At 43.0% G+C, this 15,676-nt stretch carries 11 protein-coding genes and 1 pseudogene; 5 read left to right on the forward strand and 7 right to left on the reverse strand.

Annotated elements, in window-relative coordinates; translation table 11 throughout:
• Positions 1-20: 20 nt before the first annotated feature.
• The 5 genes from KEM09_RS01660 to KEM09_RS01680 form a co-directional block, all read right to left on the reverse strand.
• A complete protein-coding gene (locus tag KEM09_RS01660; RefSeq protein WP_212224427.1) occupies positions 21-818 on the reverse strand; it encodes an adenine nucleotide alpha-hydrolase family protein in 798 nt (265 codons plus the stop codon).
• A 133-nt stretch (positions 819-951) separates the two neighbouring features.
• On the reverse strand, positions 952-4,392 hold the full coding sequence (locus tag KEM09_RS01665) for an efflux RND transporter permease subunit (RefSeq protein ID WP_212224429.1): 3,441 nt from the start codon (positions 4,390-4,392) through the stop codon (positions 952-954).
• 22 nt (positions 4,393-4,414) lie between these two features.
• Positions 4,415-5,533, reverse strand: coding sequence for an efflux RND transporter periplasmic adaptor subunit (locus KEM09_RS01670; RefSeq protein ID WP_244824753.1), 1,119 nt, complete (start codon positions 5,531-5,533; stop codon positions 4,415-4,417).
• Between the two features lie 41 nt (positions 5,534-5,574).
• Positions 5,575-6,912 carry a TolC family protein gene (locus KEM09_RS01675; RefSeq protein ID WP_212224439.1) on the reverse strand — a complete coding sequence of 446 codons (1,338 nt, stop codon included), beginning with the start codon at positions 6,910-6,912 and terminating at the stop codon, positions 5,575-5,577.
• Between the two features lie 10 nt (positions 6,913-6,922).
• Entirely contained in the window at positions 6,923-7,552 is a 630-nt protein-coding gene (locus tag KEM09_RS01680; RefSeq protein ID WP_212224442.1) for a TetR/AcrR family transcriptional regulator, read from the reverse strand.
• 191 nt (positions 7,553-7,743) lie between these two features.
• Between KEM09_RS01680 and KEM09_RS01685 the strand changes: the two genes are divergently transcribed.
• The 5 genes from KEM09_RS01685 to KEM09_RS01705 all read left to right on the forward strand — a co-directional run bounded on the left by KEM09_RS01685 (position 7,744) and on the right by KEM09_RS01705 (position 14,997).
• On the forward strand, positions 7,744-8,724 hold the full coding sequence (locus KEM09_RS01685; protein ID WP_212224444.1) for a hypothetical protein: 981 nt from the start codon (positions 7,744-7,746) through the stop codon (positions 8,722-8,724).
• A 295-nt stretch (positions 8,725-9,019) separates the two neighbouring features.
• Positions 9,020-9,994 carry an ROK family protein gene (locus tag KEM09_RS01690; RefSeq protein ID WP_212224446.1) on the forward strand — a complete coding sequence of 325 codons (975 nt, stop codon included), beginning with the start codon at positions 9,020-9,022 and terminating at the stop codon, positions 9,992-9,994.
• 88 nt (positions 9,995-10,082) lie between these two features.
• Complete coding sequence (locus KEM09_RS01695; RefSeq protein WP_212224448.1) at positions 10,083-12,341, forward strand: GH92 family glycosyl hydrolase; 2,259 nt, start codon at positions 10,083-10,085, stop codon at positions 12,339-12,341.
• Positions 12,342-12,568: 227 nt separating this feature from the next.
• Positions 12,569-13,723 (forward strand): FMN-binding protein, encoded by a 1,155-nt coding sequence (locus KEM09_RS01700; RefSeq protein WP_212224450.1) that lies wholly within the window; start codon positions 12,569-12,571, stop codon positions 13,721-13,723.
• 5 nt (positions 13,724-13,728) lie between these two features.
• Positions 13,729-14,997, forward strand: a complete 1,269-nt coding sequence (locus KEM09_RS01705; RefSeq protein ID WP_212224452.1) for a flavin reductase — start codon at positions 13,729-13,731, stop codon at positions 14,995-14,997.
• Positions 14,998-15,123: 126 nt separating this feature from the next.
• Here KEM09_RS01705 and KEM09_RS22110 read toward each other — a convergent pair.
• A pseudogene (locus KEM09_RS22110) lies at positions 15,124-15,363 on the reverse strand (RDD family protein); the annotation flags it as partial.
• Between the two features lie 21 nt (positions 15,364-15,384).
• Complete coding sequence (locus tag KEM09_RS01715; RefSeq protein WP_212224464.1) at positions 15,385-15,588, reverse strand: hypothetical protein; 204 nt, start codon at positions 15,586-15,588, stop codon at positions 15,385-15,387.
• Positions 15,589-15,676: the final 88 nt, after the last annotated feature.

Below are 15,676 nucleotides of genomic sequence, written 5' to 3' on the forward strand. Positions count from 1 at the left end.
CTGTCTGCCTTAGACCATACTCAGTCTTCGGTATCGCATTTTTTTATCCGTTTATCGTATTCATTGGGGCGGGAGCGTTTAACATCAATAGTTACAAACAGGCATACTTTGCCACCAATTTCAAATAGTTCTTCACGCACTTTCTCATCTGTGATTAATGCATAACTTTCAGGCTTTGTCAGCTCTATGCGCATATGGTCGCTATCGTCTATTCGGCAGCGCACATGGAAATCACCCGTTTTATCAATGATATAATTTTCTACTTCATAAATAGCCTTGATGCGTTCACTTGTTAAAAGTTCATTATAATTGATGCGTGTGGCCAGGCAGCTTTCATGTTCAGCAAATAATGGATCGGCACCCAAGGCCAGAGCTATTTCTTTGGTTTCCCAGGAGCTGATGCCGAGTTCGGCAAGTGGCGACTTGACATGGTATTCGTCCAAAGCTTTTTTGCCAGGGCGGTAGTTTCCCAGGTCACTCGCTGTTGTTCCATCAAAAATGGGGCGTCCATCTTTTGGCACCAAAGATAGAATATGACTCTTGCAATGATAACAACGACGCTCAGGGTTGGCAACAACCGTTTCACCCGGTGTTACTTCAATAATCTTCAGATCTTCAGCTCCCAGGTTACGTGCCTGTATGATCATGTCATCGGCTTGGGCCCGGTTAAAGCCATTGTTAACCCATATGGGTTGTATGTTTGTATTGGCTTTCATGGCGGCCCCCAACACTGCACTGCTGTCAAATCCGCCAGAAAAAAGCAGGTAACCTTCGGTATTCTCCTTAAACCAATTAATTAATGCCTCTTGTTTTTCCATCGATTCAAAATTTGCTTTAAGATAGGAAAAATACTTTTGGGTGTCGTGTAGGTGATGACTCAATTAGCGTTGATGAAGCATAACGAAAACGGCCCTTGTGAAAGGGCCGTTTATTAAAAGAATGATTGTATTTTTATTTTATCGCATCAATTTTCTCATAGAGCTCTCCTTCGCCCTTGCGCGAGAAGCGATTGCGGATTCTGACAGCCAGGTTATACATAACAGGTGCCATAATGAGTGTTAAAACTGTTGAGGTACTTAGCCCAAAGATAACCGTCCAGGCCATTGGCGCCCAGAAGTCGGCATTGTCACCTCCAAAGTATATTTTTGGGTCTAACTCGGCGAATAAGCTGAAGAAGTCAAAGTTTAGGCCAACAGCCATTGGTATCAGACCAAGAATCGTTGTAATGGCCGTTAATAACACCGGACGAAGACGGGTTTTACCGGCACGCACAATGCTGTCAATCTCATCCTGACGAGATAGTCGCCCATGCTCACCTAATCCTTTCTGATCTTTCATTTGGCCACGCACCAGGTCAATATAGTCGATTAATACGATGCCATTATTCACCACAATACCCGCCAGCGACACAATACCAACACCAGTCATCAGGATGATGAAGTCCATTTGGAAAGTGCCTAATCCCATAAACACACCAATGGTACTAAGTCCAACGGTTCCGATAATGATCAGCGGTTTTGCACCCGAGTTAAACTGCGTTATCAATATCATTGCAATTAGTGCGAGCGCAAATAGTAGTGCACCCACCAGGAAGTCAGAAGTTTCTTGCTGGCTTTCCTGTTCTCCCGTCATTTTCCAGGTGTAGTTGGGCGGCATCTGGTAGTCCGACAGAACCTGCTTGATACGTGCATTGATTGTATTGGCATTATAGCCTTCCACTACGTTTGAACTCAGTGTGATAACACGTGTGTTGTCTATGCGGATAATCTTCTCGTAGGTTGATGCGTATTCATAGCTGGCTACCGCAGAGATTGGGATCAGACTGATAACGCCATTTTTGTCTACCTTCATCTTTTGGTTCATTAAGGTAGAAACATCATAGCGGTACTTATCCTGCAGGCGCAACATGATGTCGTATTCATCCTCACCATCTTTGTACTTGCTGATTTCTTTACCATATAATGAGGTGCGGAGAGCCATGGCCACGGCCTGAGTTGATAGTCCCATGCGGCGTACTTTATCTCTGTCGATAAAAAGCTGCATCTCAGGTTTATTGGTGTTAAGGTCCATTTCCAGATTTTCGATACCCGAGATATGATCTTCCTTAATAACACGTTTGATATCCTCTGTCACAGCAATCAGCTTATCGTAATCATCACCTGCCACCTCAATGTTGATAGGCTTACCAACAGGCGGTCCGTTTTCCTCTTTCTCGATGAATATTTTGGCACCCACAAAGCCATCAAAGGCATTCGACAGCTTCGACATGATGTCGCGTGTGCTGTGTCCCTGGCGATATTGGTAATCAAGAAAAGTGATGGTTGTTAATGACTTGTTGGGCGAACGACCCGACTCGAATAAGCCACCTTTACCTGTTCCAACACTTACGCCCACTGACTTGACAATGTCCATGTAGGGTTCCAGTGTGCTGTACAAAATATCTTCGGCATTCTTCGTTACTACATCTGTTACTTCAATATCTGTACCCAGCGGCAGTTCCATGGTGACATAAATAGTCCTTGGTTCATTTTCGGGGAAGAAATAAACGTTGGGTTGCATCATGCCGAAAAAGAATAAAGAGAACAGAAAGAGCCCTAATGAGCCGGCTAATAGCCATTTGCTGGTGCTGCGGCCGAGCGCTTTACGCAAGGTGCCTTCGTACATATTCTCCAGCATGGGCAGAAAGGTGTACTGAAACCAGATGGCAGAAGGTTTAAGTACATATTTATTGAGTGTCGTAATTAGCAATGGCAGAATAAATATATTACCCCACAGGATGCTGCCAGCCAAGTAAAAGATAACGCCCAAAGCAGCCAAGCCACCTGTTACAATGAAGTACTTCTTAAAGCTCTTTTGCTCCCTGATATCCTCCAGTTTCATAAACTGCGAGGCAAATACCGGGTTAATTACCAAGGCTACGAATAATGATGATGCCAATACTATAATTAATGTGATGGGCAGGTAACTCATGAATTTACCCACTATGCCAGGCCAAAATACCAAGGGGAAAAAGGCAGCAAGGGTGGTGGCTGTTGATGAGATAATTGGAATGGCAATTTCACTGGTACCATTCTTAACAGCTTTTTCTGGTTTCACGCCGTGCTCCATCATCCGGTAGACATTTTCAATGACTACAATGGCATTATCAACCAGCATACCCAGTGCCAGCACCAAGCTAAACAGAACCATGGTGTTAATTGTATAGCCTATTTGCTTCAGCACCATCATGGAAATAATCATGGACATAGGAATGGCCAGCCCTGAGAAGATGGCGTTGCGTAACCCCAGGAACATATACAGTACAATCATCACGAAGATCATTCCCAGTAAAATACTGTTCTCCAGGTTGGTGATTTGGTCGCGCACAAATACCGACTGGTCATCGGTAACGGTAACAGTCAAATCAACTGGTAAGGTCTCACTTTCCTGCTTTTGCTTGATGATGCCCAGAATTTTATCGGTTGCGTCGAGCAGGTTCTGGCCACTCTTTTTAACGATGGAGAGCGTAACTACCGATTTATGATCCAGGCGTGAGATGGTGCTCTGTTCTTCAAAACCATCAATCACCTCTGCCACATCTTTAATGTAAACAGCACGCCCATCAATTTCCTTTACAATGGTGTTGCGAATCTCATCCATGTTTTTGTAGTCGGCCTGCACACGTATTGAACGGCGTGTACCATCTACTTTCACCTCTCCGGCACCTACAGTGAAGTTCTCGGTGATGATGGCAAATTCAATGTCGTCAAATGTCAGATCGTAGGCCGCCATGCGATGAGGATCGGCATGAATTTTAATTTCACGCTCATCAACTCCACGGATATCAGCTTCCCTCACTTCGCGCAGTGTTTCAAATTCGTCCTGCAGACCTTCGGCAAACTTCTTTAGCTCGTAGATACTGTAGTCGCCCGACAGGTTGATGTTAAGCACTGGAAATTCTGAGAAATCGATGTCGTCCACAATCGGGTCGTCCATCAAATCATCGGGCAGTTCGCTTAAAGCCTTATCCACCTTATCTTTTACATCCAGTTTAGCCTGTTCAACCGATACATCTGCTTCAAACTCCACAATGATCAGGCTCATGTCCTGAAATGAGTTGGATGACATCTTCTTAACACCATTCAGGTCCTTCAGTTCTTTTTCCAAAGGGCGGGTAATCAGGTTTTCGATGTCCAAGGGGCTGTTGCCCGGGTGGGGCGTGCTCACCGAGATGTAAGGAATCACAATCTCGGGGAATTGCTCCCTTTGCATCGATTGGTAACCCATCCATCCGGCCACAATCAAAAACAGGGTGAGGATGTAGATGGTATTTTTATTGTCAAGTGCCATGAAAGTTGGTTTAAACTTTCGAGTCGACACTTTTTCTTTATACTTCGTATTTTCTGTTTGCATTTGTCATCAGATTTAGGCCAGGTTAAATTGAGATTGCAGAGCCGTCAACCACCTGGGCATAGCCTTTTGTGATGATTTTATCGCCGGGCTCAATGCCTTTTACAACTAATGTGTTGTTATTGTCTTTAATGCCGGTTTCGATGTAGCGTTTTTTAGCACGCATCTGTCCGTCTACTTCTTCAGCAACAAAAACAAATTCACCGCTAAAGTCTTTCTTTACCAAAATCGATGGTACGATAATGGCATCTTCTGCAGCAAAGGTTCTGAGCTTTAACACCGCCAGCATATTTGGCTTAATGTCATTGGACTGATTATTCATGTTGATACGCACGCGAAACGTACGACTACCCGGGTCAATAACTGATGATGAGCGGAAAATTTTAGCTTCAGTCGTTTTGTTGATGACCGGAAACTCCAGATTAACTTTATCGCCTGCATGCACTTGTTGCAGGTATATCTCCGATACATCAGCAGTAATGTATATCTGCTCGATGTTTACCAGTCGTGCAAAAGGTAGTTGCGGGCCAGCCATTTCACCTTCTTTTTGAATGACCTCGTCAACCACACCATTGATAGGCGCTCTTACAATGGCCAGGTCCAATTGTGCTTCCAGCGCCTCTTTCTGCTGTTCCAGGGCTTCTTTGTTTGATTTTGCCTGAAGATATTCCATTTCCGAGCCAATGTTTTGCTGCCATAAGTCGGCTTGTCGTTCAAAGGTGGTGGTAGCGAGCTTCAGGTTAATATCGATTTGTGCCAGTGAGCGTTGGGTCATCTCTGTATTTAGTCGTGCCAATACGGTACCTTTCTTCACCCGGTCGCCTTCTTTCACCTCAATAGAAACAATTTTACCGGCAGCTTCGGGACTAACAATAATGTTCTTATCAGCTTCAACCTTACCGGTTACATCTACAAAATGTTCGTATAATCGTGGTTTAACTGGCGTGGCCACTACATTAACTGCTCCTTCTTTTTTATCAGCCGCTAATTCTTTCTCCAGCTTGGCAATGTTCTTCTTAAGTTCGCTAAGCTCCTTTTTATATTGGTTAAGTTGCTCTTCTTTAACTTGTCTGTCATCATCGCCTTGTTTGGCCGAGCAAGCTACCATAAGAGCGATAAGTGGTAGTATTAATAACTTTTTCATGATGTTCGTGTTTAGTTGGGTGTTAATGTTAGTTACCATGGCTATAGTTGGTTAATGGCTTTTTGGTATTTAATGTGTGTATCCAGTAGGTTGAGCGTTGATTGAATATAGTTTATTTGCGATTGAATAAATTGACCTTCGTTCTGCGATAATTCTGTGCTGGAAGCCAATCCTTTGGTGAATTTTATGCGCGTGCGGTCATAAATTCTAAAGGCTATGGCTTCTCCTTCTTTATCGTTAAGATAAGTCGCTTTTGCATTTTTAAAATTCGACTCGGCCACCATCAGTTGCTGCTTAAGTCCTTCTTCCATCTGGCGCATGTCGTTTTGCAACTTCAGGTAGTTTATTTTCTCCTGCTTCACTTTAGCATGGCGCATACCTGATGTGAAAATAGGCATGCTAAGTGATAAGCCAAGCATTTGTGAGTTGGTGTTCTCCATGTTACTGAATTCATCACCAAATTCAATATAACTGATGTTATAAAACGCATTTATCTTCGGCAGATACTGCACTTGCTCATTTTTAATAATGGTTTTTTGTGCATCTTCCTGTGTTTCCAAAATTGAATAGTCGATATGTGTTTTAACATCAAAACCATTGGATTGAGGAGAGTATGCCTCCACAGGCGTTAGCAAGAAATCAATATCATCTGATAACTTTATCGGTTGCTCAATGCTTAAACCCATGGAATACTTAAGTACTGCCTCTGCAATAGTCAGCTGTCGCTCAGCATCAAGTACAAGATTGCGCGAGTTGTTTACCATCAGCTTTAACTGGTCTACATCGGTCATCTCGCGGAAACCGTTGTTAAAATAGGCCTCTGTCTCTTTCAGTGTTTGCTGGTTAACTTCGAGGTTCTTTTTAAAGGTTTCTAGATTTTTGCGCGCCACTAAGGCAACATAATAAGCTTCGGCCACCGATTGGCGCACATCAATCTGTGTTTTGGTTTTGTTCTTCTCACTAATGTCCACATAAATTCTACTGGCTTTAATGCCCAGAAGGTATGAACCATCAAATATTAGCTGACTTACATTACCTGTTGCATTCCAGTTATATTGCTGGCCAAACTGAGTTTTAAGGCGTATAGGCTCCGAACCATCATCAGGCGTCATGGTAATAACATTCTCCTGTATGGATAAATTATTCGTCACCTGTCCTTCGGCATTTACCTGCGGGAGACCGATGGCTATATACTCCCATACTCTTTTTTCGGCAGCTTCTATATCATACGTGGCACTTTTGCTCTGAAAAGCATTTTCGGAGGCATAGTCCATTGCCTGCTGCAGCGAAAATGTCAGCGAATCGCCAGATGACTGAGCGGCCAGCGGTGCTAATCCAAAAATGAATAGAAGCAGTGCTGTGATTAAGTTTTTACTCATAGTTGTGTGTTTATTTGTTTTCGTAGTTTTTTTCACAAAATAGCTTGTCGACTTCCTGCATGCCCTTTTCGGTACAAACACCTCTGAAGTGGTATTTAAATACTTCGCTAAATAGTTCCATTTCGCGCAGTTCATTAACCGTGAACAGTCCATTGGTGTCATCAAATGTAAATAGGTGATGAGCCAATAGCAGGCGGGCAATGATGGAGTCAATTATATCTTCGTGATACAGCCCTTCCTGTTTGCCTTTTTTAATATTGGCGATGTAAGCCTCCATTATAAATTCTTTCTGTTTCTCTTTAAAATCGTATAAGAGTGCAGGGTAATATTTTTTTAAGTCAAACAATATGGTAGGCTGATACTGTCCAATGTGTGGTTCCATTAACTTCTTAAATTCAAAGAATTGCTCGATGGCATTTAAATCTGGACGCTTAAAAACAGCCATTACCTCAATGTCTTTCATATTGGCCAGTTGCAAGGCTTCTTCCACCAGCTTGTTTTTATCGTCGATATGTTGATACAGGGTTTTCTTCGACATGCCCAGTTCCCGGGCAATGTCATCCATGCTAATGCTCTTGATGCCGTACTGGCAAAAAAGCTTTAATGAACTTTCAATTATTTCCAGGCGTTTTTCTTCCATGATGCAAAAGTATAAACTTTTTACTCTTAGGAAACTTAAGTAGTGTTAAAAGTTTCTTAAGTTTCCGATTTTTAAACAGAATACTCCTTCAAGAAGAGCTGTTCGTCAATAATATATTGCCCGTCATCTATTTATGTGTGTTAATTTGTCAAAAACGGTTTTCTTAGCGATAGGAAAAACTTAACTGTTCAATGTTGAAGTCATTACAAATAGTATCGATCATCCTCTTGTGTTTGACGGTTACCAATGCCTGGTCGCAAAGCAACAAGCGTTTTAAGGGTAAGAAAGGAACATCCAAACGAGAAATTAAAAAGCGGCAACAGGAAGCCTATGACAAGGATGATACAAATGCTTTTAATCCGAAGCAACCGATGGGAGCCAGGCAAAATGACAGTCGTGATGATTTATTGTGGCATGGCGAAACCGCGAATACGATATACGATGGCACCGCGAATATTAGTCTGGTTAATGCTTCACGCTATGGTTTAAAGCCAGGCCTTGAGCTTTCGTCTGTGCTCTTGCTCAACTACTGGATGCCCAATGTGTACCTCAAGAAACGATGGCGAAACGACACCTGGTATGTAGCCAGTAAGCATGGTTTGTATTCAGCAACGCCCGGCTTACATTGGTTTAATAACAAAAATTACAGCTCGGTTGTAGATAATGCCAGCCAGATACCATTTATTCTTTCTATGAAAAATGAGTTAATGGTTTCGCGTTTTATTATGAGCGATACGCGCTGTGGAAGGGATAAGCCATACATTATTCTGACTGGAGGTCTTGGAGTTGATTTTGGCGTTCCATTCGGTGATTCTGATTTAAGTGAAATGAAAGGGCACTTTCTGGCTAACAGAAGTCCGGCACTAACAGGCTCAGGATATTCTGCTTATCTAAAATTAAGGGCCGACTGGCAAATGACGCCCATGCTGATGCTTGGTGGTGGTTTTAAGTATTTCAGAGGTAATTTTTCGGGGAATGGAGCACTGGAGCACCAGGCCGAATTACAAACGTTAATTATTCCTAGTTTGTCGTTTACTATTGGTTATGCTCTTTCATTTGCTAACTATGTTGATACCAATAGTATGGCTATCCTGCCATTTTTTGATATCACCTATTATTTTGGAAAAAGACAAGGGCGGCAGAAAGGACTCTTCGGCAATAAGATGTTTTAGCACTATGGGCGATGGTCCTTGGTGGTCTTTTGTTCAAATTAAGGCGAAACGCTATCAATTCATCCGTTTTGCTTCTTCTGCGAAGGTTATCCTCCTTTATAATTCAATACATTTGACAGCGTTATAAGTTAAGTGCTTTAATAACAGTCTGGAATTGATTCAGGTTTAATTCATTGACTTGTTAGTTGGATGGTGATTAAATTTTATCTTTATGCGGGCAATAGTGTTTTGCCATTATTTACCCATCAACCAAAAAACAACAAGTGTTTAATTAAATTTTAAAATTCTTTTAGCGATGAAGAAAGAAGTAGCTATTGGTATTGACATTGGGGGAACCAATACTGTAATTGGAGTGGTCGACCGAGCGGGAAACCTGCTGGCGGAAGCCTCAACACCTACTTTAACTAATACCGATGTTAAGAACTACCTGGATGTGCTTAGTGCCAAAATCAATGAGACTGTTTTTGAACTTGACGAAGAAGTTGAAGTAATGGGAATTGGTGTTGGTGCACCAAGCAGCAACTACTACACCGGTGAAATTGTGGGCGCATCAAACCTGGGATGGGGTGATGTGGTACCATTTGTCGAATTATTGCGTCAGTACTATGACTATCCGGCTATCGTATTAACCAATGATGCCAATTCGGCTGCCGTTGGCGAAATGATGTATGGCGGAGCCAAAGGAATGAACAACTTTATCATGTTAACGCTGGGAACTGGTGTTGGTAGTGGTATTGTTATCAACAACGAACTAGTGCTGGGGCATGATGGATTTGCCGGTGAACTTGGACATGTGATTACAGAGCGTAATGGTCGCGAGTGTGGTTGTGGACGCAATGGGTGCCTCGAGACTTATGCATCTGCTACGGGTATTTGTCGTACTGTATCAGAATTGAATGCCAGCACAAAGATTCCAAGTGAATTGCGAAAAGTGCCATCAGGGCAGTTTACCTCAAAAATGGTATATGACGCTGCTGTTAAAGGTGATGAGCTGGCATTGGAAGCATTCGAAAGAACCGGTGAAATGCTGGGACGTGCCATTGCCGATTTTGTGGCATTCTCAAGTCCCGAAGCAGTATTCCTGTTTGGTGGTTTAGCACAGGCTGGCGATTATATATTTAAGCCAACCAAAAAGCACATGGAAGAGAATATGTGCTTCCTGTACAGCAATAAAGTGCAGTTGTTGCCATCGGAACTGGATGGTGCCAAAATTGCTGTGTTGGGTGCAAGCGCTGTTGTGTGGAAAGAGCTTGAGCAGGTAGAGCAGTAAATGCATAAAAGGGGTGCAGTAATCTGTACCCTTTTCAAACTTCAACTTCTGTTTGGTTGCAAATAGTAATTATTAATATAGACTAAACATGAAGGCAAATATTTTATTCGCGTTAATAGCAGTCGCTTTTTTGTATGCTTGTCAGCCTGCAGAAAAAGAGCCTAGATTAACGGATTATGTAGATCCGTTTATAGGAACAGGGGCACATGGTCACGTATTTCCGGGTGCTACTACTCCATTTGGTATGGTTCAACTTAGTCCGGTTAATGGTGTAAGTGGCTGGGACTGGGTTTCAGGTTACCACACTACTTCAACCGAGATGGTTGGTTTTGCCCATATGTGTTTAAGTGGAACAGGTATAGGTGATTTAGCCGACTTAATTATACTGCCTACTAACCAGGTAGTGAAGTCAGATACCACGGCCGGCGGCAAGAATTTTCTGCAGCACTATAAAGCCAGCTATCAGCACGATAGAGAGATAGCACAGCCTGGCTATTATATGGTAGATTTAATTAACAAAGGCATTAAGGCTGAATTAACAACATCACGCAGAGTTGGTTTTCACAAGTATAAATTTACCGAAGGCGATGCGCGCTCAGTGATTATTGACCTGGGGCATGCCATTAACTGGGATCGCCCGGTTGATACCTACATCAAAAAGGAAACGGATACACGTTTTGTGGGCTATCGTAAGTCATCGGGCTGGGCCAACGAGCAATGGCTGTTTTTTGTGATTGAAACCAATCAAGCCGTTAAGGATTTTCAGGTGGTTAAAGGAGGCGAGTTACAACAGCTCGATGAATTAACAGGCCAGGATGTGAAGGCTGTTCTTCAGTTTGATGAGTCTGTGGCAGGTGATGTGAAGCTAAAAGTTGGACTTTCATCGGCCAGTATTGATGGTGCACGCAAAAGCATCGAGATGGAAGTAGCTGACTGGGATTTTGAGAAGCAGCGCCAAATTGCATCGGATAGTTGGGAGAAAGAGTTGCAAAAAATTAAAGTAAAAACACCGGAAGAAGATGTAAAAACTATTTTCTACACCGCTTTCTACCATAGTATGATTGCGCCTTATGTGCATTCGGATTATAACGGCGAGTACAAGGGGCTTAACGGCGAGGTTAATAAGGCTGAAGGTTTCGAACGTTATACAGTGTTCTCGCTGTGGGATACTTTCCGGGCGAGTCACCCTTTATTTACCATAGTACAGGAAGATTTGGTGCACGATTTTATTCACTCTTTTATGGCCATCTATCGCGAAAGTGGTTTGCTACCTGTTTGGGAGTTGGTGGGTAACGAAACCAATTGCATGATTGGCTACCACGCCATACCGGTTATTGCCGATGCCTGGCAGAAAGGTTTAATAACTGATATTGATGGCAATGAATTGCTGGAAGCAATGGTGGCCAGTGCTATGACCGATAAGAGTGGTCTAAAGCATTATCGAGAATATGGCTACCTGCCGGCTGATTTGGAGAATGAATCGGTATCAAAAGCATTGGAATATGCCTACGATGACTGGTGCATTGCACAAATGGCCAAGTCGCTAGGTAATGAAGAAGTATATCAGACATTTATTGAACGAGCCGGCTTTTACAAAAACCATTTTGATGCATCCACCGGATTTATGCGTGGAAAACTGGCCAATGGCCAATGGAAGAAAGAGTTTGATCCATTGTATTCGTCACATCGTGATGATGAATATGTCGAAGGTAATGCCTGGCAGTATTCGTGGTTTGCGCCGCACGATATTGGTGGCCTGGTGAAGCTACATGGAGGCGCCGACAACTTTGTGACTAAGCTGGACTCGCTATTTACAATAGAAGAGGATGTGAAGGGAGCGCATGCTTCGCCCGATATTAGCGGGTTAATAGGACAGTATGCACATGGAAATGAGCCAAGTCATCATGTGGCCTATGCATACAATTATGTTGGTATGCCTTGGAAGACTGCTGAACGTGCCAATGAGATTATGCGCACAATGTACACTACTGAGGTTGATGGCTTATGTGGTAATGAAGACTGCGGACAAATGTCGGCCTGGTACGTGCTAAGCTCCATGGGTTTTTACCCGGTTAACCCGGCCGATGGTAACTACATATTGGGTACACCTTTATTTGATGAGGCCACTATTTCGTTGGCAAATGGCAAAATATTTGTGATTACCACGCAAAATAACTCGCCTGAAAATATTTACATCCAAAGTGCTACTCTAAATGGTCAGGAGCTATCACGCTCATGGTTTACCCATGAAGAGTTAGTAAATGGGGGCGAACTTAATTTAGTGATGGGACTTGAGCCAAATGACCAATGGGGAACAACTCAGTTACCACCGTCGATGAGTAAATAATAAGTTTTGAAAATACGATTAACAAGAGGTTGTTCAGTGGGCAGCCTCTTGTTGTATCTACCACACCGTTTTTTTCAAAAATGCTGGTTGGCAAAGTGCTACTTGCATAGGTATATGTATGTATTGAAGCTGCCGGAAGTTCATCTTTTCACATCCTCTTAACAGTATCAATGTTGTTTGTAAGATACTGCAACGCTATTTTTGTGCGCTGACAAAATGAATGTTTCATGACTCACACAAAACGCACAAATAGTCTCTATAACTATCTTGTTATCTTTCTCATTCTATTAGCTGTAGCCATCCGTGGCGGTGCTTCTTTCGATTGGCTTAAAGATGCAGATGAACCTGTTTTTTCAATTGTTGATATTCAACGTGTTTATCCCGAAGCACATAGCTTTGAGCAACAATCTGATAGAAGTCTGGCTATATTTGATGGAAGCAATAAGCGCCTGGGCTTTGTACTTATCTCTGAGCAGTTAGATGCAAGCTATCAGGGCTATGCCGGGGCAGTGCCTTTACTAATTGCCATGGATAATGCTAACAAGATTATTGCAACCGAATTGCTGGCCAATAATGAAACGGCAGAATTCATGGACCATGTTAATGATGAAAAACTGCTGGAAACCTGGAATGCATTACCGATGGATACCTTGCTTCTCAGCACCGAAGTGGATGCAGTATCGGGCGCTACCAAAAGCAGTGCGGCGATTATCCGCACTTTTGAGGCTACTGCCGGCAATTATCTGCAGACGGAGCATCGTTCGGGAAGTTTTTCAGTGATAAGGGCTATCCAACTGATTCTGATGGCTGCGTTGCTCTTTCTTTCATTGAGCATGCTGCTGAGAAAGAGGTTTCGAAAGCTGTATGCCTACTATCTGATTGGTGTGGTGTTGGTCATGGGGTTTTGGCTTAAAAAAATGCTGTCGCTTGAACTTTTGAACAACTTGCTAACCAAAGGCCTTCCCTGGCAAAGTAACTGGGAGCTCATTCTTATTCTGATAATTGCCATAGCCCTCAGCATTGCGGGGCATAAAAAATATTACTGCAATTATTTGTGCCCCATGGGCGCTATGCAAATGCTGGTTTCAAAGTATTCACCTTTTAAAAAACGCAAGCTGCAACTGAGGATATCGACCCTAACCTTGCGTACGGTTTACCTGAGCTTTATATGGGTGGCACTGATACTGGGTTTCTCTTTGCCACTGGCCTATCTTGAGCCATTTATGGCCTTCTCATACAAGGTGGCCACTCAGCTGATGCTTGGGGCCAGCATTCTTATCATTCTTCTATCGCTTGTTTTTAACCGTCCGTGGTGCCAGCTGTGTCCAACCGGTTGTTTGCTCGATAGCATTCCTTCTTTAAAGTCAAATCGTAAAAAATAGATACCATGAATAATAAAGCCCACTTATTAAATGTTTTGCTGGCTCTAGTTATAGTTGTATTGGTGTATCAGTTGAGCACCAACCAATCGTCTGAGACAGCCGAGCAGCCTGTATTTACTGAGGTGCCCCTAATGACTGGCGATACAATCGCATCCGAAAAGAAATCACTCGGTGTAAAGGGACATATTCATCCGAAGCCGGCTCTGGTGATAGGCTCCTATAGTGCCGATGGAAAAGCCAATATTATGACGGCTGCCTGGGCTGGTATTGTTAGCTCTACACCAATGAGCATAGGCGTATCGATTCGTCCCAACCGCAAAAGCTACGAAAATATAATGGCTACCAAATCGTTTACGGTCAATGTGCCATCGGCCCAAAATGTGGCACACATGGATTATGCCGGTAATATTTCGGGCTACGATGTAGATAAGTTTAAAGTACTAAACCTGACCCCAGTAAAGGGTGATTATGTGAATGCTCCCTATATTCAAGAGTTTCCAATCGTTATAGAGTGTGAAGTAACCGACATGTTTGAGCTGGGTTCTCACATCCAGTTTATTGGTAAAATTATTGATACAAAGGTTGATGAACAGTATCTTGATGAGGATGATAATGTTGATATCGAACGCATTAATCCGGTTATATACGGGGGAGAATATTACTATGGTTTTGGACAGCGCTTGGCCAAGCCCTGGGATGTTTATAAGTTATTTATAGATGATATGGCACCTAGCTATCAACCAATACAATATACCAATTCAACTTTGGCTAGTATTTATAATCGCAAAAGTGTAAGGCATTATACCAACCGGCAGGTGAGTAAAGATCAACTGACAGAGTTGGTTAAAGCAGGAATGGCTGCCCCAACAGCTGTCGATAAAAGGCCCTGGGCTTTTATTGCCATCAGTGAGCGAAGCGTGCTCGATAGTCTGGCTGAAGTATTGCCCTATGCACAAATGCTAAAGCAGGCTACAGCTGCAATTGTGGTGTGTGGAGATATGGATAAGGCGCTGGAGGGCATCGCGCAGGCCTATTGGATACAGGATTGTTCAGCGGCATCACAGAATATTCTGCTGGCAGCCGAAAGCATGGGCTTAGGCGCTGTGTGGACAGGCGTTCATCCTATCGAGGAACGTGAGCAGGTCGTTAAAACAGTACTCAATGCACCTGATAACGTTGTGCCGCTAAACGTGATTGCAGTTGGGTATCCAACAGGAGAGGAAATGCCCAAGAACAAATGGAATGAGGATAATGTGCATTGGGATGGCTGGTAAAGCTTCCTGATACTATGTGGTTATTACCGTGGTTTTGCTCCAGCGGTCGTGCCAGCCATCCGTATGGGCAATCAGAAACGATAAAACGTCCAGGGGGATAACGCGCAATAATGAACGCATGATAATGCTTTTGAAAGAGGGCTTTCGGCCGCAGGTATTGACGACTTTGGTGTGGGTGATAATTTTGCCAATGGTGCGTCCTGTGGTGGCCTCTATTATGGCAAAATACAGGATGACACTTACCATGCCGGTACTAAACTGAAGCACGAGATTCTGGGAAGGCTGAAGGAACAGATTACTTTGGTTGAGGTCAATGATGTTGATGGTTAGAAAGAAAAGTAAAATGGCTATTATGCCGTCAATCAATCCATTGACAATGCGCTTCAGTTAATTAGCCTGATGATATGTCAGGCATTTGCCAACCTCTTCCAGGTTGTATTTCTCTTTTAAAAACTGGTCCTCATGATAAGTGTTGCATTCCACCTCAAATGAAGGTAGCTCATTTGTTAAGCGGCACAGGATACCGCTTTTCATATCCTTTTTGTGGTGCAGGCATGTTTTACAATAGCGCAAGTGCAGATTTCTGTTCATCAGTTCTTACCTTAATATTTTGTCGCTCTAAAGTAAAAGCTGAGAGATAATACTGTGTTAAGTTAATGCTATCTAATTGTATACTCTT

The organism is Carboxylicivirga mesophila, from assembly GCF_018271975.1.
GTDB classification, from domain to species: Bacteria; Bacteroidota; Bacteroidia; order Bacteroidales; family Marinilabiliaceae; genus Carboxylicivirga; species Carboxylicivirga mesophila.